Consider the following 17,560-nt stretch of genomic DNA (forward strand, 5'->3'; position numbering starts at 1 on the left):
GCCCGTGCCGCCCCTCGGCGCGTCCGGGTCAGTTCTCCCAGACCTTGAACGCCCGCACCTGGTACGGCGACCGGGGCGTCCAGGTGCCGCCGCCGGGATAGGTCTCGAACTCGCCGGTCTCGGCGCATTCCGCCGACTGGTACGTGGTGACCGGGCGGCCCGTGCGGTTGGCGAGCGACTGGACCCGGCCGCCCGCCCGCAGCGGGACGCAGCTCTCGATGTCGATGCCGGCCAGCTCGTGGACCTGTCGGGCGCCGGTGAAGTCCGGCTTCTCCCAGAGGCAGAGCTGACCGCTGTCGCAGGCCCCGAGCCGGCCGGACGCGGGCCGGGCGGCGGCCCCCGAGCCCGGCGAGTGCGCGGCGGCGGCCCCCGGGACCAGGGCGGCCGCGGCGAGCGCGGCGGCGAGAACGCCCGTACGCGCGGAGCGCCTGGAAGGCGCGGAGCGTGCGGAGCGTGCGGAGCGTGCGGAACGCATGGAGCGCGTGGAACGCATGGTGATCGACCCCCGTGGTCGTGTGGATGGTTCCTACGCACCCTGACCTGCGGGGCGGCACCCGGGAAAGGGGCCGCGGGCCGCACCACCCTGATAGGCGACAGCCCCGCCGGAGCGGTCCGGCGGGGCTGTTGTACGCGATGTGTTGACGTATCGGGGGCGGTGCCGCCCCCGGCGCGCCGGGCGTGGCGACGGGCGGTCAGATGTGGCCCACGCCCGCGCCCGCCTCGGCGTTCTGGCCGCGCTTGGCGAGCGTGGCGACCGCGGCGGCGAGCACCGCGACGACGCCGGCCACCATGAACGCCGTGCTCATGCCCGACACGAACGTGTCATGGGCGACACCGGTGACCTTCTGCGCGATCTCCGGCGGCATGTTGCCGCTCACCGGCGGAATGCCGACCTCGACCGCCGAGGACGCCTGGTCCAGCTGCTGCGGGCTGAGCGGCGGAAGCTGCGCGGCCTTCCAGTTGTCGCCCAGCTTCGAGTCGACCTGGGAGGCCATGATCGCGCCCAGCACCGCCGTGCCGAGGCTGCCGCCGACCTGCATGGCGGACTGCTGCAGACCGCCGGCCACACCGGACAGCTCCATCGGGGCGTTGCCCACGATGACCTCGGTGGCGCCCACCATCACCGGGGCGAGGCCGAGACCGAGCAGGCCGAACCAGATCGACATGGTCAGCGTGCCGGTGCCGACCCCCAGCTGGGACATGCCGAACATGGCGACCGCCGTGCACACCATGCCGCCGACCAGCGGGACCCGCGGACCGAACTTGGTGATCATGGCGCCCGCGACCGGCGAGGCGACGATCATCATGCCGGTCAGCGGCAGCAGGTGCAGTCCGCTGTCGACGGGGCTCAGACCGTGGACGTTCTGGAGGTAGAAGGTGACGAAGAACAGCCCGCCCATGAAGGCGAAGGCCATCAGCACCATCAGGACCGTGCCCGCGGTCAGCGGCAGCGAGCGGAACATCGTCAGCGGGATCAGGGGCTCCCGGACGTTCTTCTGGGAGAGCCCGAAGACCACGAACAGGACCACGGCGGCGACCAGGAAGCCGATCGTCTTGTAGTCGCCCCAGCCCCACTCGGAGCCCTTGATGAGCGCCCAGATCAGGCAGAACATCGCCTCCGACAGCAGCACGATGCCGCCGACGTCGAACGAGCGCGGGGCGTTCTGGGCTCGGTGGTCGCGGAGGATCACCAGGCCCAGCAGCAGCGCTATCACGCCGACCGGCACGTTGATGAAGAAGACGGACTGCCAGCTGACGTGCTCTACGAGCACGCCGCCGAGGATCGGGCCGCCGGCGGTCGAGGCGCCGATCACCATGCCCCAGATGCCGATCGCCATGTTCAGCTTCTCGGCCGGGAACGTGGCGCGCAGCAGGCCGAGCGCGGCGGGCATCAGCAGGGCGCCGAAGAGGCCCTGGAGCACCCGGAACGCGATCACCAGGGCGACGCTGTGGGAGAGGCCGATGGCCCCCGATGCCGCGGCGAAGCCCACGACACCGATCAGGAAGGTCTGGCGGTGACCGAACCGGTCACCGAGCTTGCCGGCCGTGATCAGCGAGACCGCCAGGGCGAGCATGTAGCCGTTGGTGATCCACTGGACGTCGGCGAGCGAGGCGTTCAGGTCGTGCTGGATGGCGGGGTTGGCGATCGCGACGATCGTGCCGTCGAGCGCGACCATCATCACGCCGATGGCCACGGAGAAGAGCGTCAGCCAGGGGTGGCCGCGCAGCCCCCTGGCAGGTGCGGGCCCGGCGGTGTCCTGCGGCTCCCGCGACGCCTTCTCGACGGTGGTCTGACTAGTCATGGCGGGGACACTAGTGTCAGCCTCTGACAGTTGACAAACCATTTCACTAGTCGGTAACTGTCACGTAGCTCACAGGTACGCTGAGCCGGCCAAAAGCAGGAGAAAGAGGACCACTTCAGTGACCGAGGGGCAGCGGGCGGCGCGCCCGGGCGGGCCGCGCGAGCGCCCGGCGCACGGACCGGTGGCGGACGGGCCGCGCGAGCACCCGGACGAGCGGACGGAGAGCCCGGCGCGGCGGGCGGAGAACCCGGCCGGCACGGGGCCGGACGGGACCGGAGCCGGACCGGACGGGCCCGCGGCCGCGCGGGGCGGACGCCCGGCCGGGCTGCGCGAGCGGAAGAAGCGCCGCACCCGGGACGCCCTGCTGCACGCCGCCCTCGACCTCTTCACCGCACAGGGGTACGAGCAGACGACCGTGGACGAGATCGTCGAGGCCGTCGAGGTCTCCCAGCGCACCTTCTTCCGCTACTTCGCCAGCAAGGAGGACGTGGTCTTCGGCGTCCAGGAGATGGTGGAGTCGCGCTTCCTCGCGGAGCTGCGCCGCCGTCCCGCCGCCGAGGCGCCGTTCGAGGCCATACGCCGTGCCGTCGTCTGCGCCTGGAACGGCATCGGCGACACGATCGAGGCGATCGTCACGGTCGACCTCCACATGCGCACGTACCGGATGATCGAGTCGACGCCGTCACTGCTCGCCGCCCACCTGCGGCGCAGCATCGACCTGGAGAACCAGGTCGCGCGGCTGATCGCCGAGCGCGAGGGCCTCGACGTGGACGATGACCCCCGGCCGCGGGTCGCCGTCGCGGCGTTCTGCGGGGTGATGCGGGTGACGGGGCAGGTCTGGTGCCGGGGGCGCGACACCAGCGTGGAGTCGCTGCGCGCGCTGACCGAGACGTACCTGGACCAGCTCGGCCCGGCCCTGGCCGGCAACTGGCGGTCGGTCGCGCCGGGGAGGGCCGTCCCCCGCCCCCGCTCCGGCTGACGCCACGTCTCCCCTCCGCCCGTGTGCCGTACGCCGCGCGTCCGGCGCGCCGTGCGTCCGGCCGGGCCGGGTGTGCCGCATGTCTCGGCGCGCCGCATGACCGAATTCACAGGGGATGCGCGACGGCCCCGCCCCGACGGCCGCGTACGGCGCCCCGGACACGTCCGGAGGGCTCCCCGCGCGCCTGAGCGTGTGCGCCGCACCAACACAGCGTGAGACGCGCGGTCTTGAATTCCCGGCGGGCGGGTGATGTGCGTCACCCGCCGCACGGGCGCCGGGGCGCGTCTCCTAATGTGGGCCGGAGTGACTTCCTTCGACTCCTCCCCCACCCTCGCCGCGTGGCGCGCGCTGCTCGCCGTCGCGGTGGTGTTCGTGATGCTGGCGACCACGGGCTGGACCACCGTGCGTCACCAGCGCTCCGACGAGCCGCGCGAGGTCGCGCTCGCCGCCTGGGCACGGGGCCGCCTGGCGGGTCACCCGCTGCCCGACGCCGACGCCCCGCCATACCGCGTGGCCCGGTTCTTCGCCACGCTCACGGCCGCGCAGCGCACCGCTCTCGCCGACAAGTACCCCCTGGTCGTGGGCAATCTGAACGGCGTGCCGGTCGCCCTGCGCTATCAGGCCAACCGGCTGGCCCTGAAGCAGGCGCGCGCGGCCGAGCGGAAGCGCACCCACGACGACAGGCTCTCCCCCGACGGCCGCGCCGAGGCGCTGCGCCGGATGGAGCGCTTCCAGTCGATGCTCGCGGACGGCCGGCACTTCCTCGCCTTCGACCCGTCCGGGAAGGGCCGCGCCGCCGAGGTGTTCGGCGATCTCGACCGGGCCCGGCGGATCTCGGTGGTCGTGCCCGGCGTCGACACCAATCTGCTGACCCTGGAGCGGCCCGCGCCCAAGGCGAACACCGCCCCGGTCGGCATGGCGACGTCGCTGTACGCGGCGGAGCGCGCCGCCCGCCCCGGCACCCGTACCGCCGTCATCGCCTGGGCGGACTACACCGCGCCCGCCGGCATCGGCGTGGACGCGGCCCTGGGCAACCTCGCCGAGCGGGGCGCGGTACGCCTGAAGGCCCTGGTGGACGCGCTGCCCGGCGGCGCCCCCGTCTCGCTGTTCTGCCACAGCTACGGCTCGGTGCTGTGCGGGGTCGCGGCGCACGAACTGCCCGCCAGGGTCGCCGACATCGCGGTCGCGGGCAGCCCCGGCATGCGGGTGGAGCGCGCCGACCAGCTGCGCACCGGGGCCAGGGTGTGGGCCACGCGGGACCGCGGCGACTGGATCGAGGACGTGCCGAACCTGGAGTTCGGCGGGCTGGGTCACGGGGCCGACCCGGTCGAACCGGGCTTCGGCGCACGCGTCGTCTCGGCGGGCGACGCGATCGGGCACAGCGGCTATTTCGAGCCGGGCACCCGGAGCCTGGCCAACTTCGCGGCCATCGGCGTGGGGGCGTACACCTCGGTGAGCTGCGCGGCCTCCGACCACACCTGCCGCGAGGGCGTCGTCCGGGGCCAGGAAGTCTGACGGTGTCTGGCCGGATCTGACGGAATTGAGGGGCGCATCGCACCGTATCCGGCTACATATCGGGGCTTGCACCAGGGGGGACGTGGGAGCAAGTGCCGCATACGATGAGGCACATGGGTGATGTGCTGGCCGGAATTCATGCCACCTGGGAGTTCGACGCCGACTCCGTGCTCATCCGCTTCGAACGGGGGATTCGTACACCGAGGCTCTTCCAGAGCCTGCGTGAGCGCCGCGTACCGCACGCGGCGCTGTCATCGGTGACGTTGACCCCCGGGAAGCGGGGCACGGTGGTCCTGCGGGCGATACCGAGACGGGGCGCGGACCCGTTGATGGAGGTCTCCGCCGGGCAGCTGAAGGAGGGCCACGACCCGTACCGGCTGGTACTCCCCGCCGAGCGCGAGACGCTCGCCGAGTACTACGCGGACGAGCTGCGCGCGCTGATCGGCCCGGACGCCTCCGAGCCCGCCGACCGGTTCCTGGTCGCGGCCCCCGAGGCGCCGATGCACTTCAAGGCGTACGACGGCCGTGCGGAGTTCGACGGCGAGCGGGTCTCCTTCCGCTGGTTCTGGACGGGTGCCTCCACGGCGAAGTGGAAGGCCGGCGACCAGACGTTCCCGGTGACGGAGCTGAGCGGCGTCGAGTGGCGCTCGCCGGACGCCTTCGACGGGTATCTGCGGCTGCTGCCGAGGGGTCCGGAGTGCGGGGCCCCGGTGCCCGGCCCGGCGTCCGGTCCCGCCCCGGGGGCCGCCGGACCGACGGCCGGGCCGGGGACGGCGGCGGGCGCCGCCCTCCCGGAGGTCTCGCGCCCCGCCCGGGCCGATCAGGACCCGGCCGCGGTGGTGTTCGGCCTCGGCTACGGCGCGTTGCACGAGTCGCTGCCGTTCGCCGCGGCGGTACTGGAGTCCGTACGCCGGAAGCAGCCCGCGCACGCGGCCCCGGCGGTCCCGGGCGCGGCCCTGACCGGGGCGGGGCGGCGTGATCCCGCGGACATCGCGGAGCGGATCCGTCATCTCGGGGAGCTGCACCAGGCGGGTCTGGTGACGGACGAGGAGTTCAGCGCGAAGAAGGCCCAGCTGCTCGCGGAGCTGTGAGCGCCGGCTCCCCGTGGTTCCGGCGCTCACCGTGGTTCCGGCGCTCACCCGGCGCTTCCCGTGCTCATCCCGCTCACCGCGCTTCCGGTGCTTCCCGCACTCGCCGTGCTCCGCAGGCCGGGGGCGTCGCCGGCTCGTCGGCCGTGCTGCCGGGCTCGTCCGTCGTGCTGCCCGGCTCGTCCGTCGTGCAGCCCGGCCCGTCGGCCGTGCCGCCCGCGTATCGTCCGCCGCCCGTCATACCCCCGTACGAGACGGGGCGGCGGCGAATCGAAACCCCGGTATGACGCGGTGGGGCGGCGCCGCTTTCTAGGCTGATCCGGCCATGACCACTCCCCCGCCGCGCGTACCGCCCCGGCCTCCGCACGCCCCTCCCGGCGTCCCGCACCCGCCGTCCCGGCCACCGGGCCCACCGACCGCCGTCGACGGTGCGCCGCCCGCCGTCGACGGGCTGGTGAGCGCGGCGCGCCGCCATGTGGTGCGGATCGTCCATGACCTCAGCCGGCCGACCCACCGCCCGGAGCCGCTCGCGGGCGCGCCCCGGAACCGGTGGCGATGGCTGCCGTACGCGGCCGTTCTCGCCCTCTTCGTGCTCTTCTTCTCGGTCACGATCAGGGTCCTGAGCGACGACTACGGGGTGGACGGCGGGCTCACGGGGGCCCTGGCCGTCGGGCAGGCGGGGCCGCTCCTGATGCTGGTGCACCGGCCGTTGCAGGCGTGGTGGATCATCCTGCCCGCCGACGTCCTGGGGGCGCTGATCCTGCTCCAGGAGCCGCCCGCCTCGTTCGACGTCTGGCCGTGGCCCCCGCCCACGCTGTTCGGCCACCTCTTCCTGCTGCTGGCGGTGGCCCTGCGCGAACCCCTGCGGACCGTGGCGTCGGTCTGGGCGGTGACGGCGACGGCGGGGCTGGTGCTGCACCTGGTCGCCCCGGAGCGCAGCAACGGCAGCGCGCTGCTGCTTCCGCTCTTCGGCGTGGTGTTCGCGGCGGTCGGCGCGGTGATCCGGGAACGGGGCGTCGCGCGACGGCGGCTGGTCGAGCAGGAGAGCATCAACGAGGCCGAGCGGGCGCGGCGGACGCTGCTGGAGGAGCGCGCCAGGATCGCCCGCGAGCTGCACGACGTGGTCGCCCACCACATGTCCGTCATCACGGTCCAGGCCGATTCCGCGCCCTACCGGATCGCCGGGCTGCCCGACGAGGCGCGCGAGGAGTTCGGCGCGATCGCCGCGAGTGCGCGGGAGTCGCTGGCGGAGATGCGGCGGCTGCTGTCGGTGCTGCGGAGCGACGGCACCGAGGGCGAGCGGGCGCCGCAGCCGGGGCTGGACCGGTTGCAGCAGCTGGTCGAGGCGACGGTACGGGCGGGGCTGCCGGCCGAGCTGTCGCTGGCCGCCGACCTGCCGGAGGTGCCGCAGGCGGTGGACCTGTCGGCGTACCGGATCGTGCAGGAGGCCCTGGCGAACGTGGTGCGGCACGCGCCCGGGGCGCGGACCCGGGTGTCGGTCACGTCCGACGGCGGGAACCTGACCGTTCTGGTGGTCAACAGCCGTGCGGAGCAGCCGGGTTCGCCGCTGGAGGCGACCGGCACCGGGCACGGGCTGGTCGGCATGCGGGAACGCGTACGGTTGACCGGCGGCACCCTGGACACCGGGCCGCTGCCCGACGGGGGTTACCGGGTGGCCGCCCGTCTGCCCCTGAAGCACCCGGTGGACTGACCTCCGCCATACCCTGACGCCGTTCTCGGAGGAATCTTGACCATCCGCGTGATCATCGTCGACGACCAGGCCATGGTGCGAGCGGGGTTCGCGGCGCTGCTCGCGGCGCAGAGCGACATCGAGGTGGCCGGTGAGGCGCCGGACGGGCGCCGGGCCGTCGACGTCAGCCGCGAGCTGTGTCCCGACGTGGTCCTGATGGACGTCCGGATGCCCGGGATGGACGGCCTGGCGGCGGCCCGCGAGCTGCTGAACCCGCCCGCGGGCGTGGAGCACGTGCCGAAGGTGCTGATGCTCACCACGTTCGACGTGGACGACTACGTGTACGAGGCGTTGCGCGCCGGGGCGTCCGGCTTCCTGCTGAAGGACGCGCCGCCGGCGGACCTGATCGCGGCGGTACGGGTGGTGGCGTCGGGCGAGGCGCTGCTGGCGCCGTCCGTGACCCGCCGCCTGATCGCGGACTTCGCCCGGCAGGGCCCGTCCGGGGCGACCCGGAGCGGGCAGGCGGTACGGCTGAAGGGGCTGACCCCGCGCGAGACGGAGGTGCTGGAACTGATCGCGCGGGGGCTGTCCAACCAGGAGATCGCGGCACGGCTGGTGCTGGCCGAGCAGACGGTCAAGACCCACATCGGGCGGGTGCTGGCCAAGCTGGACCTGCGGGACCGCGCGCAGGCGGTGATCTTCGCGTACGAGGCCGGGCTGGTCGTGCCGGGCGAGGGGTGACGGGACGGGGCGGCGGGTGAGGGACGGCGGCCCGGGGCCGGGGCCCCGGGAGGGACGCCGCCCGCGCGGCCCCGCCGAGCCGCTACCCCCAGGTGAGCGGGTCGAGATGGAGGTAGAAGCGCAGGCGGTCGTGGTCGAGGGCGATGCCGTACCGCTCGGCGAACGCCGCGTCCGCGGCCCGCGCCGCGTCCTCGTCGGCCCAGGTCTCCCGCGCGTTGGCCAGCAGCAGCGACAGGTCGGCGTAGCGGTCGGCCAGCCCGAGGCGGCCCAGGTCGACGAAGCCGGACACATCCAGGGTCCGGGGGTCGAGGACGATGTTGGGCAGGCACAGGTCGCCATGGCAGACGACCATGTCGGCGGCCTCCTGCTCGCGCCGCCGGGCGGTCTGCGGGACGAGCCGGGCCAGCAACTCCCCGGCGGGCGTGTGCTGTTGCTCGACGGGCAGGAACTCCGGGTGCACCGCACCCCGGCGCACCACGTCGCGGGCCCGGGCGATCATCCCGTCCAGGTCCCGGCGGAACGGGCAGCTCCCCACGGGCAGCGCGTGCAGCGCGCGGACCGCGTCGGCGACGCGGTCCCAGCAGGCCCGCAGCTCCCCGGCGGACAGCCGGTCGGCGGGCACGCCGGGCACGGCGCTGGTCACCAGGCAGGCGCCCGCGTCGCCGGATCGCCAGTCCAGCACCCGCGGCCCGGGGACGCCCCGGTCGCCCAGCCAGGCGATCCGGTCGCGCTCCGCTTCCAGGCCGGCCGCGTCCGCGGCGGCCACGCACTTGGCGTACCGGCCGCCGTCCGCGCTGCGGAAGACGCCGGCCCCCGACTCGCCCGCCGCGACGGGCAGCCAGTCGCCCTCGGGGCCGCCCGGCGTCCGCGCCAACAGGGTTCGGGGGCAGGGGACTTCGCTCATGCGGTCCACGGTAGGCGACCATCCCGGGCCGCCCGGGCCGAGGCCGGGGACGACCCCTCAGCCCTTGCTCTGCACTGCCGCGTAACTCGCCATGAGGTTACGGTAGTTCGGGATGTGCGCGGAGAGCAGACTGCCCAGTCCCTCGATGTCGCGCCGCCAGTCGCGCTGGAGTTCGCAGGCCACGCCGAACCAGTTCATGAGCTGGGCTCCCGCGTGCGCCATGCGGATCAGGGCCGCGTCGCGCACCTGCCCGGTGAAGGTCCCGGAGGCGTCGGTCACCACGAAGACCTCGTATCCGGCTTCGAGCGCGGAGAGGACAGGGAACGTCACGCAGACGTCCGTGACGACACCGGAGACGATCAGCTGGCGGCGGCCGGTGCGTTCGACGGCCCGGACGAAGTCCTCGTTGTCCCAGGCGTTGATGTTCCCCGGCCGGGGGATGTACGCGGCGTCGGGAAGGGTCTCGCGCAGTTCCGCGACCATCGGGCCGTTGGGCCCGTCCTCGAAACTGGTGGTCAGCACCGAGGGCAGGCCGAAGTACTTGGCGCAGTCCGCGAGCGCGAGGACGTTGTTCTTGAACTGGTCCGGCCCGAAGTCCTGGACCAGTGAGATCAGTCCGGACTGGTGGTCGACGAAGAGGGCGGCGGCGTCGTCGACGGAGAGCCGTCTGTAGGTGAAGCCGTTCTGTGCCGGCACGGAACTCAACTCCCTGGAGTGGGTGGCCGTGACGCACGACCGCACAGCGCGGCACGGCCGCTCACGGTTCGAGGAGCCCGGTCCGGACCGGATCGGATCGGCCCCGGGCGTGGGCGGTCTCGCTCGACGACCAGTAGAGAATGCCGGTCGCTCCCCTGCAACCGGAGGACCGACGCCCTCGGCCTCCGCCCGCGCCCGCCGGGACCGCCCCGCGGCCCGTCCGTCCGGACGGACGGGCCGCGGACCGCCCCTGCTCCGGCTACTGCTCGCGAGCCGTGGCGGTGTTGCTCATGTCCGGGTAGCGGTCGCCCGCCACCTGTCCGGCGATCGGCTCCAGCAGCGCCAGTTCCTGGTCCGTCAGCGTGATCCGGGTGGCCGCCACGTTCTCCAGCAGACGGCTGCTCTTCCGGGTGCCGGGGATCGGGACGACGGTCAGGCCGTGCACCTGGGCCCGCTGCTGCACCCAGGCGAGGGCGATCTGCGCGGGCGTGGCCCCGTGCACCTCGGCGATCTCGCGCACGGGCGCCAGCAGCGCGGCGTTCGCCTTGGCGTTGTTGCCGGTGAACCGCGGCTGGTACCGGCGGAAGTCGCCGTCCGGCAGGTCCTTGGCCGCGTCCGTGAACGCCCCGGTGAGGAAGCCGCGGCCGAGCGGCGAGTACGGCACGAGGGCGACCCCCAGCTCGACGGCGGCGGGCACGGCGCTGCGCTCCACGTCCCGGCTGAAGAGCGACCACTCCGACTGGAGTGCGGCGATCGGATGCACGGCGTGCGCCTCGCGCAGCTCGGGCCCGGTCACCTCGCTCAGCCCGAGGTGCTTGACCTTGCCCTGCCGGACCAGCTCGGCCATCGCTCCGACGGACTCGGCCAGTGGGACGAGGGGATCGCGGCGGTGCATGTAGTAGAGGTCGATGACGTCGGTGCCGAGCCGGCGCAGACTGTCCTCGACGGCCTGCCGGATGTACGCGGGGTCGTTGCGCACGCCCCGGTAGTGCGGGTCGTCGGCCCGCCGCTCGATGGCGAACTTCGTGGCGAGGACGATCTCGTCCCGGTGCGCCGCGACGAAGGGGGCCAGGAACTTCTCGTTGGCGCCGCTCCCGTAGACGTCGGCGGTGTCGAACAGGGTCACGCCCGCCGTCAGCGCCGTCTCCAGGGTCTCCCGGGCGGCGGCCTCGTCGGTGTCCCCGTAGAACTCGCTCATCCCCATGCAGCCGAGGCCCTGCACGCCGACCCGCGGGCCGCCGTCGCCGAGCTCCACCGTGGCGATCTTGTCGTCAGTCATCAGGCACAGGGCCTTTCCGGCGCCCGTCGGGCACCCGCGTAGAAGTCGATCTTGTGGTCGAGGACGGCGAGCGTGTCCTGGAGCTCCGCGATCCGCGCCTTCACGTCGCGACGGGTCGCCTCCAGCAGCTTCTGCCGTTCCTCGAAGGTGTGCTCGCCCTCGCGCAGCAGCTCCGCGTACCGGACCATGTCGGCGACCGGCATCCCGGTCAGCCGCAGCTTGCCGACGAACGCCAGCCAGTCCAGGTCGCGGTTGCTGAACCGGCGCTGGCCCGTGTGCGAGCGGTCGACGTGCGTCATCAGCCCGATCCGCTCGTACCAGCGCAGGGTGTGGGCGGTGAGCCCGGTGAACGCGGCGACCTCGCTGATCGTGTAGCGGTCCTGCCCGTCGGGGCGGGGGTGCGCCCTGGGGGCGGCCGCGCAGACGTCCGTCCTCGTGGATGTGGTCTCGATCACCGTCATGCCCTCCACGCTAAAACCTTGGAGTGCACTCGAAGCAAGCGCGGACGCGTTCGGGTTGCGGCGCGGGTGCGGGCCTGCTCCGTGCCGCCGTGTTCCGGTACGCGCGCTCCGCTTGCGACGCCTGGTCCGGCACCGGGGGCCACGGCCGCGCGAGGCTCCGAACACCCGCCCGTTACGCTCGTAGGCATGCAGAGCCTGGCGATGATCGACAACTGGCCCGTCCCCACCGCGGCGGCCGCCGTCGTACGAGCGGACGGCACCGTCGTCGGTACGCACGGCCCGACCGCGCACCGCTTCCCGCTCGCCTCGGTCACCAAGCCGATCGCGGCGTACGCGGCGCTCGTGGCGTACGAGGAGGGCGCGGTCGAGCTGGACGAGCCGGCCGGGCCCGAGGGGTCGACCGTACGGCACCTGCTCGCGCACACCAGCGGGCTCGCGTTCGACGAGCACCGGACGATGGCCGCCCCCGGCACCCGGCGGCTCTACTCCAACGCGGGCTTCGAGGTGCTGGGCGACCACATCGCCAAGGCTGCCGACATCCCGTTCCCCCAGTACGTGCGCGAGGCGGTGCTGGAGCCGCTGGAAATGACGTCGACGACGGTGGACGGCTCGCCCGCCAAGGACGGCGTGTCGACCGTCGACGACCTCATACGGTTCGCGGCGGAGCTCCAGGCGCCCCGGCTGCTCGACCCGCGTACGGTTCTGGACGCCCAGACCGTGCAGCACCCCGGCCTGAAGGGCGTACTGCCGGGCTACGGCCACCAGAACCCCAACGACTGGGGCCTCGGCTTCGAAATCCGGGACCACAAGTCGCCTCACTGGACGGGCGGTTCGTCCTCGCCCGCGACCTTCGGCCACTTCGGCCAGTCCGGCACCTTCCTGTGGGTCGACCCGGTCGCGGGCGCGGCCTGCGTCGCCCTCACCGACCGGGCCTTCGGCCCGTGGGCGGTGGAGGTGTGGCCGGCGTTCACGGACGCGGTGCTCGCGGAGCTGCGTACGGAACGCTGAGGGACGCGGCCGCCGGGCCCCAGCCCAAAGTCTCAGCCTGAGTCTCCGATTTTCGACGACGGTGTGGGGACAGGAATTTCAACGGACCAGAAATCGGAGCGAACGTTGGGCGTGGGGACCTGCCCCAGGGGATACTCGGGGCCATTGGGCTTGGCCTCGGGATCGGAAACTTCGGACTTCTGCACGCATGGAGTGGCCACCTCGAAGGCGGCCTGTCCCTGATACCCGAAGACCAGGCTGATCCCGAAACCATCTGGGGACCGAGCGAAAATGGCTGGACGATCTTTGCTCTTCCTCACCGTTGTGATCTCGTAACCGCTTTTCTGCCAAAAGCGCTCGATCACCCCCAGGAAGTTTCCACGCCGCCGTTCGGAGATGATCGTCATGACCTTCCGACGACGGGAAACATCGCAGCTTCCGGTAGTCGTGACGTGATGAGCCCATTGAATCTCTGGCACAACAGCCTTGATTGTCGCATCCAGCATCGCATCCGCACGCTCAGCCGCTTCCTGCATGTCCATGGTCGCCGCGCTCCCTCCATTCGCCCGACCGCCTTCCAGGATTCCACACCCAGCGAGCAGCACACTTGCCAGCGCTACCGAAAGCACCACCCGAACAGTGCGCCTCATGTGCTTCACCTGTACCCGTCCCTGATCACGTCTTCGGGCCTTCCTGCGACGATCGTCGCAATGTTCTCGGCCGACACCATGTCCTTCTCCGGCGTGAAGTACTGGGAGTGGGCATCAAATCCACCCATCTCAAGGATGGGCCTGGGCCCGGGGTCGACTTTGAACCGCTGTGCCCCGAAAGCCTCACTGGCCGGGTCCTTGCCGAAATAGATGTCATCATTCCCCCGGTCGAAGGCATCGCCATATACGAGGACCCCCAGGGGGCCGGCGAAAAATGCCTCTTCCTTCGTCGGCAGGTGGGTAACCGGGTCGTTCTCCGCAGAGCCAACGAACACATGCTTCTTGCCGACACCGAGATCTTGTGCATTGTCGACACCCACTCCGGGACTACCGAGCAAGATGATGTCGTCCGCTCCCGGGATACCACCGGCCTGCTTGGCAGCGGTTCCTACCGTGAGAGATCCATAGGAGTGACCGATAGCTGTCAAGTGAGGGTCGCTGTGCTCGTTGGTGGCTTCCAGTCCGGCCATGAAGTGGTTGTAGGAAGGAGCGCCCTTCTTCGCATCGCCAGTGCCCATGACATCGACGCTCTGTGGGGCGTCGTAGCCGAGCCAGACGATCGACGCACTGGATGGATCGATATTCTGGGCACCGAGAGCCGTGTCCTGAGCACGTTTCATCGTGCCCTCAACGAAATCCTTGTTCAGTTTCGTACCCAAGCCAGGAACGTACGCTGATACGTTCCGTGACATATCAGGGTTTCCGTAGGCGATGATCGCGCGGCCGTTGCCTTCGTCACCGATACCCAGCAGGAACATCGGGGGATGGCCAGGTCTTTTCAGCTTCTCATCGATCAGTTGTAGTGCATCCAGTTTGGAGTGCGCCTCGTCGCCGTCCTGCCGTGCCAGCGAATCGATCAGCACCGGCAGATAGTTACGGTTGGCTTCATCTCGCGCTATTACCGGAACACCATCAAGGCCGCCGACCAGGTCCGGGGCGATCTCCAAGTACTCCTGTCGCTGTTCTTCACTGAGACCGTCCCACCAGACCTTGTTCTCCGCCGGAGACTTACTCTGCGGAATGCCCGAATCCAAGTACCTGTCCGCAGCCGTGCGCACCGCATCCATGTCATGCATAACGTCCTGCAACACGGCCTCCGTGACATCAAGGCCCTTGGCTGCCTTGAGCCTGTCGAGTGTTCGCGCATACCTGACGTCAATCTCGACGGCAGCACGAACAGCCCGCGCGATCTGGTCCGCGATGACCTGCGCCTTCTCGGCATTTGGATTGAGAGGCTGGAATGGTGAGGGCGCATTTCCACCCCACCCAGGCGGCTCGACCGGAAGGCGCGCACTGCCCTGCACCTTGCCACCGGAGGCTTCCCGCTGATCCCCGGTGAGCGTCTCGGTGACGACTGCCGGGTAGCTGATGGAGCCGTCCTCAAGGACGGAGAACTTCAGCGCGGCGGCATCCTCCAAGGCCTGCCTCAACTGCCTTTGAGGCTCCGCCAGTTCGGATGCCAGACCATTCAAGGTTGTGCGAACGAGGCCACACTCCGTGTGCAGGTAGTGAAAGTTACGACTCAGCCGCTTCAGACGTCCGAGCGCCGCCTCCGCCGATTCGCTCTCCTGCGTCTCGCGCAGCCTCGCCGACATTGCGCGGTCGACCTGAGTGCGACTGGCGTCCGACCTCCCGGAAACCTCATTCCACCTGTCTCCCACGTCTTCGAGCTGAGAAAGCTTCAGGTCACGCAACTGCTGCCAGGTAAGTCCAGCGGTGGTCATCGGTGCTCACCGTCCGTTCGGGCAGCCTTGAAGGCGATACCCACCTCGGCATCGGTCTCACCCATTTCCTTGGCAACCTTCAGCAAGGCGCCTTCGAGGTGGTCGCACTCGTCCCTCACGGCCACAAGACGCTCTTCCCAGGTCTTTCGAACGGATTTGAGAGAGGAAAGAGAAGCAAGTCCGGCTGCGCCCGACAAGGCGCCCTCGTGTCCAGAGCCGAGGCTGCCGCGACTCTCCTCCGTACTCGTTCGCAGTGCACCAGCGGCACCCGAAGCACTCGTCCACGGACCACCACCGTGCTTCAGAGTCCCAGCTGGGCCACTGGAAGCACCCGGAGTCGTGTCTGGCGTCTGCGAGGCCAACGAGGCAAGAGTCACCCGAGCTTCGCGCCCCTCCGATGTTCTCGATACTGGAGACTCTGCCGGGTCGACCAACTCCGGTCGGATGGACGGAGAGGACACGGGTTCCACCTCACTTGTCTTCTTCGAGCACATCTCTATGCCAACGCGCACCGTGACGTTAGCCCAACTGACCAGTCGCCAGTCACGCTCAAAGTGGATAGACACCGGAATCAACGTTCACCCCGTGCGAAGTAAGCACAGATTGCGCCAATGTTCGGCACCTGAGCGTGTCAGATACGCCTCCGGCTCCCAGGCGATCCCGACCAGACCTCCCGATCCGAAGAGGTCTGCGCCGCTTCCCCTATCACCCGATAGAAATAGAGCAGCCCCGATGGCTCAGCGGGGCCGCTGTCATCAGGACGATCACGGCCGCCACCGAGGGCTATTACGTCATTCACGGACGCAGTGCTCGCGGAGCTGCGTACGGAACGCTGAGGGACGCGGCCGCCGGGCCGTCCCCTGCCCCTGCCCCTGCCCCTCCTTCTTCGCGGGCAGGCACTCGAACCACACCGTCTTCCCCGCGCCGTCGCGGCGCGGTTCCGCGCCCCAGCGGTCCGTGACGGCGTCGACGAGGATCAGCCCGCGCCCGCCCTCGTCGAGCGTGTCGCGGGCCGTCACGCGCGGCAGTTCGGCATACCCGTCCGCGACTTCGACGCGTACGCCCCCGTCCGGGAGCCGGAAGATGAACGTCTGGCAGAGCCGGCCGGGCACGTGCCGTACGACATTGGCGATCAGCTCGGTGAGCGCCAACTCCGCGGCGTCGGCCACATCGAGGAGCCCCCAGCCGGTGAGGTACAGGTGCAGGACGCGGCGCAGATGGCGGGCGGAGTGCTCGCTCATCGCGAAGGCTGCGCGGTAGGTCGGCTCCAGCGGTTCCCCGGTTCGGGGGTCAGTTGCGTGATTCACGTCACCAGAGTGCAGTCGTGTGGCTACGGTCGGCTACGTACGGAAACGAACGCCGTGAGGCGTTGAACGCCGGAGGTGCCGCCCGCCGTGGCCAACATCCAGAAACTCGACCCCTGCGCTTCGCCGTTGGACTACTACGGCTCGGAGCTGCGCCGCCTGAGAGAGGCCAACAACCTCAAGCAGGGGCAGTTGGGCGACATCATCTTCTGCACGGGGTCGCTGATCGGCCAGATCGAGACGACGAAGAAGGTGCCCACCCGCGACTTCTCGGAACGGGTGGACGCGGCGCTCGGCACGGACGGGTTGTTCTCCCGGCTGGTAGGACTGGTCCTGCGCAGCCAACTGCCCCCTTGGTTCCAGCCGTACGCCGAGATGGAGTCGTGTGCGACGTACATCTCCACGTACCAGGCGCAGTTGGTCTACGGGCTGTTGCAGACGGGGGACTACGCGCGGGCTGTACTGGCCACCGGCATGCCGGATGACCTCGACAACCAGGTGGCGGCCAGGCTGGAGCGCCAACGCATCCTGGAGCGGAAGCGGCCGCCGCTCGCCTGGGTCGTGCTCGACGAGGCCGTGCTGCACCGGCCGATAGGAGGTCGTGAGGTGATGCGGAAGCAACTCCAGCAGCTGTTGGACCTCACCGACCACCGCTGGATGCGGATTCAGGTGCTGCCCTTCTCTGCGGGTGAACACGCAAGCCTCGCCGGATCTTTCAACCTCCTGCGCTTCGACGATGACCCCGACATCGTCTACACGGAGGACGTCATCTCCGGTCACATGACGGCCAGTCCCGACACCATCAGAGAGGCCACGCTCCGATACGCTCACTTGCAGGCCGCAGCCCTCTCCGCCGAGGATTCGGCGGCCCTGATCGCCCGCGTGATGAAGGAGCGTTATGCAGACCCGGCCTGACCTGGAGAACGCACAGTGGCGTAAGTCCAGCTACAGCGGAAACACCGGCGGCGACTGCGTGGAGGTGGCCGACGGCCTCCCCTGCGCCGTACCCGTCCGCGACAGCAAGAACCCCGAGGGGCCCGCCCTCACCATCGGAGCCGACGCCTGGCAGCGCTTCATCGACGGACTGCGCTGACCACGTCGCAAGCGCGCGGTAGAGGGGCTCGGGAATGACCACTGGTCGCCCGAGCCCCTTCCGTTTCTGGCGCACACCGCGAAGTG

Annotated in this window: 17 protein-coding genes; 8 read left to right on the plus strand and 9 right to left on the minus strand. The window is 70.7% G+C overall.

Annotated features, from left to right (window positions below):
- Positions 1-28: 28 nt before the first annotated feature.
- Both WA762_RS01705 and WA762_RS01710 read right to left on the minus strand, forming a co-directional pair.
- Positions 29-475: a peptidase inhibitor family I36 protein gene (locus WA762_RS01705; RefSeq protein ID WP_335932156.1), complete on the minus strand. Its 447-nt coding sequence runs from the start codon at positions 473-475 to the stop codon at positions 29-31.
- 217 nt (positions 476-692) lie between these two features.
- Complete coding sequence (locus tag WA762_RS01710; protein WP_335932158.1) at positions 693-2,303, minus strand: MFS transporter; 1,611 nt, start codon at positions 2,301-2,303, stop codon at positions 693-695.
- A gap of 325 nt (positions 2,304-2,628) precedes the next feature.
- On the opposite strand from WA762_RS01710, the gene WA762_RS01715 reads away from it, so the two are divergent.
- The 5 genes from WA762_RS01715 to WA762_RS01735 all read left to right on the plus strand — a co-directional run bounded on the left by WA762_RS01715 (position 2,629) and on the right by WA762_RS01735 (position 8,316).
- On the plus strand, positions 2,629-3,282 hold the full coding sequence (locus WA762_RS01715; protein ID WP_335932299.1) for a TetR family transcriptional regulator: 654 nt from the start codon (positions 2,629-2,631) through the stop codon (positions 3,280-3,282).
- A gap of 303 nt (positions 3,283-3,585) precedes the next feature.
- A complete protein-coding gene (locus tag WA762_RS01720) occupies positions 3,586-4,797 on the plus strand; it encodes an alpha/beta hydrolase (protein ID WP_335932160.1) in 1,212 nt (403 codons plus the stop codon).
- Between the two features lie 113 nt (positions 4,798-4,910).
- Complete coding sequence (locus tag WA762_RS01725; protein WP_335932162.1) at positions 4,911-5,888, plus strand: DUF4429 domain-containing protein; 978 nt, start codon at positions 4,911-4,913, stop codon at positions 5,886-5,888.
- Positions 5,889-6,210: 322 nt separating this feature from the next.
- Positions 6,211-7,596: a sensor histidine kinase gene (locus WA762_RS01730; protein WP_335932164.1), complete on the plus strand. Its 1,386-nt coding sequence runs from the start codon at positions 6,211-6,213 to the stop codon at positions 7,594-7,596.
- 36 nt (positions 7,597-7,632) lie between these two features.
- Positions 7,633-8,316, plus strand: coding sequence for a response regulator transcription factor (locus tag WA762_RS01735; RefSeq protein ID WP_335932167.1), 684 nt, complete (start codon positions 7,633-7,635; stop codon positions 8,314-8,316).
- 82 nt (positions 8,317-8,398) lie between these two features.
- Here the strand turns inward: WA762_RS01735 and WA762_RS01740 are convergent, their stop codons facing one another.
- The 4 genes from WA762_RS01740 to WA762_RS01755 form a co-directional block, all read right to left on the minus strand.
- A complete protein-coding gene (locus WA762_RS01740) occupies positions 8,399-9,220 on the minus strand; it encodes an APH(3'') family aminoglycoside O-phosphotransferase (RefSeq protein ID WP_335932169.1) in 822 nt (273 codons plus the stop codon).
- A gap of 57 nt (positions 9,221-9,277) precedes the next feature.
- Positions 9,278-9,916, minus strand: coding sequence for an isochorismate family cysteine hydrolase YcaC (gene ycaC / locus WA762_RS01745; RefSeq protein ID WP_335932170.1), 639 nt, complete (start codon positions 9,914-9,916; stop codon positions 9,278-9,280).
- Between the two features lie 259 nt (positions 9,917-10,175).
- The gene (locus WA762_RS01750; RefSeq protein ID WP_335932173.1) at positions 10,176-11,195 is read right to left on the minus strand and encodes an aldo/keto reductase; all 1,020 of its coding nucleotides are present in this window, start codon (positions 11,193-11,195) and stop codon (positions 10,176-10,178) included.
- Positions 11,195-11,656 carry a MerR family transcriptional regulator gene (locus tag WA762_RS01755; protein WP_335932175.1) on the minus strand — a complete coding sequence of 154 codons (462 nt, stop codon included), beginning with the start codon at positions 11,654-11,656 and terminating at the stop codon, positions 11,195-11,197. Before WA762_RS01755 ends, WA762_RS01750 begins: the two co-directional genes overlap by 1 nt.
- A gap of 186 nt (positions 11,657-11,842) precedes the next feature.
- Here WA762_RS01755 and WA762_RS01760 point away from each other — a divergent pair, with 186 nt between their 5' ends.
- On the plus strand, positions 11,843-12,664 hold the full coding sequence (locus tag WA762_RS01760) for a serine hydrolase domain-containing protein (protein ID WP_335932177.1): 822 nt from the start codon (positions 11,843-11,845) through the stop codon (positions 12,662-12,664).
- A gap of 32 nt (positions 12,665-12,696) precedes the next feature.
- Here the strand turns inward: WA762_RS01760 and WA762_RS01765 are convergent, their stop codons facing one another.
- From WA762_RS01765 to WA762_RS01775, 3 genes are all read right to left on the minus strand, one after another.
- Complete coding sequence (locus tag WA762_RS01765; RefSeq protein WP_335932179.1) at positions 12,697-13,185, minus strand: hypothetical protein; 489 nt, start codon at positions 13,183-13,185, stop codon at positions 12,697-12,699.
- A gap of 113 nt (positions 13,186-13,298) precedes the next feature.
- A complete protein-coding gene (locus tag WA762_RS01770; RefSeq protein ID WP_335932181.1) occupies positions 13,299-15,077 on the minus strand; it encodes an alpha/beta hydrolase in 1,779 nt (592 codons plus the stop codon).
- A 791-nt stretch (positions 15,078-15,868) separates the two neighbouring features.
- Complete coding sequence (locus tag WA762_RS01775) at positions 15,869-16,384, minus strand: ATP-binding protein (RefSeq protein ID WP_335932183.1); 516 nt, start codon at positions 16,382-16,384, stop codon at positions 15,869-15,871.
- Between the two features lie 87 nt (positions 16,385-16,471).
- Between WA762_RS01775 and WA762_RS01780 the strand changes: the two genes are divergently transcribed.
- Positions 16,472-17,296 carry a helix-turn-helix domain-containing protein gene (locus WA762_RS01780; RefSeq protein WP_335932185.1) on the plus strand — a complete coding sequence of 275 codons (825 nt, stop codon included), beginning with the start codon at positions 16,472-16,474 and terminating at the stop codon, positions 17,294-17,296.
- A complete protein-coding gene (locus tag WA762_RS01785) occupies positions 17,280-17,474 on the plus strand; it encodes a DUF397 domain-containing protein (protein WP_335932187.1) in 195 nt (64 codons plus the stop codon). Before WA762_RS01780 ends, WA762_RS01785 begins: the two co-directional genes overlap by 17 nt.
- The last annotated feature ends 86 nt before the right edge of the window (positions 17,475-17,560 follow it).

This window comes from Streptomyces tyrfis (assembly GCF_037034285.1).
Taxonomy (GTDB): Bacteria; Actinomycetota; Actinomycetes; order Streptomycetales; family Streptomycetaceae; genus Streptomyces.

What these genes read in the sequence shown, in the direction of transcription:
- WA762_RS01705 (WP_335932156.1), bottom strand. Translation starts at nt 475, where the DNA reads ATGCGTTCCGCACGCTCCGCACGCTCCGCACGCTCCGCGCCTTCCAGG.
- WA762_RS01710 (WP_335932158.1), bottom strand. Translation starts at nt 2,303, where the DNA reads ATGACTAGTCAGACCACCGTCGAGAAGGCGTCGCGGGAGCCGCAGGAC.
- WA762_RS01725 (WP_335932162.1), top strand. Translation starts at nt 4,911, where the DNA reads ATGGGTGATGTGCTGGCCGGAATTCATGCCACCTGGGAGTTCGACGCC.
- WA762_RS01730 (WP_335932164.1), top strand. Translation starts at nt 6,211, where the DNA reads ATGACCACTCCCCCGCCGCGCGTACCGCCCCGGCCTCCGCACGCCCCT.
- WA762_RS01740 (WP_335932169.1), bottom strand. Translation starts at nt 9,220, where the DNA reads ATGAGCGAAGTCCCCTGCCCCCGAACCCTGTTGGCGCGGACGCCGGGC.
- WA762_RS01750 (WP_335932173.1), bottom strand. Translation starts at nt 11,195, where the DNA reads ATGACTGACGACAAGATCGCCACGGTGGAGCTCGGCGACGGCGGCCCG.
- WA762_RS01755 (WP_335932175.1), bottom strand. Translation starts at nt 11,656, where the DNA reads ATGACGGTGATCGAGACCACATCCACGAGGACGGACGTCTGCGCGGCC.
- WA762_RS01760 (WP_335932177.1), top strand. Translation starts at nt 11,843, where the DNA reads ATGCAGAGCCTGGCGATGATCGACAACTGGCCCGTCCCCACCGCGGCG.
- WA762_RS01765 (WP_335932179.1), bottom strand. Translation starts at nt 13,185, where the DNA reads ATGGACATGCAGGAAGCGGCTGAGCGTGCGGATGCGATGCTGGATGCG.
- WA762_RS01770 (WP_335932181.1), bottom strand. Translation starts at nt 15,077, where the DNA reads ATGACCACCGCTGGACTTACCTGGCAGCAGTTGCGTGACCTGAAGCTT.
- WA762_RS01785 (WP_335932187.1), top strand. Translation starts at nt 17,280, where the DNA reads ATGCAGACCCGGCCTGACCTGGAGAACGCACAGTGGCGTAAGTCCAGC.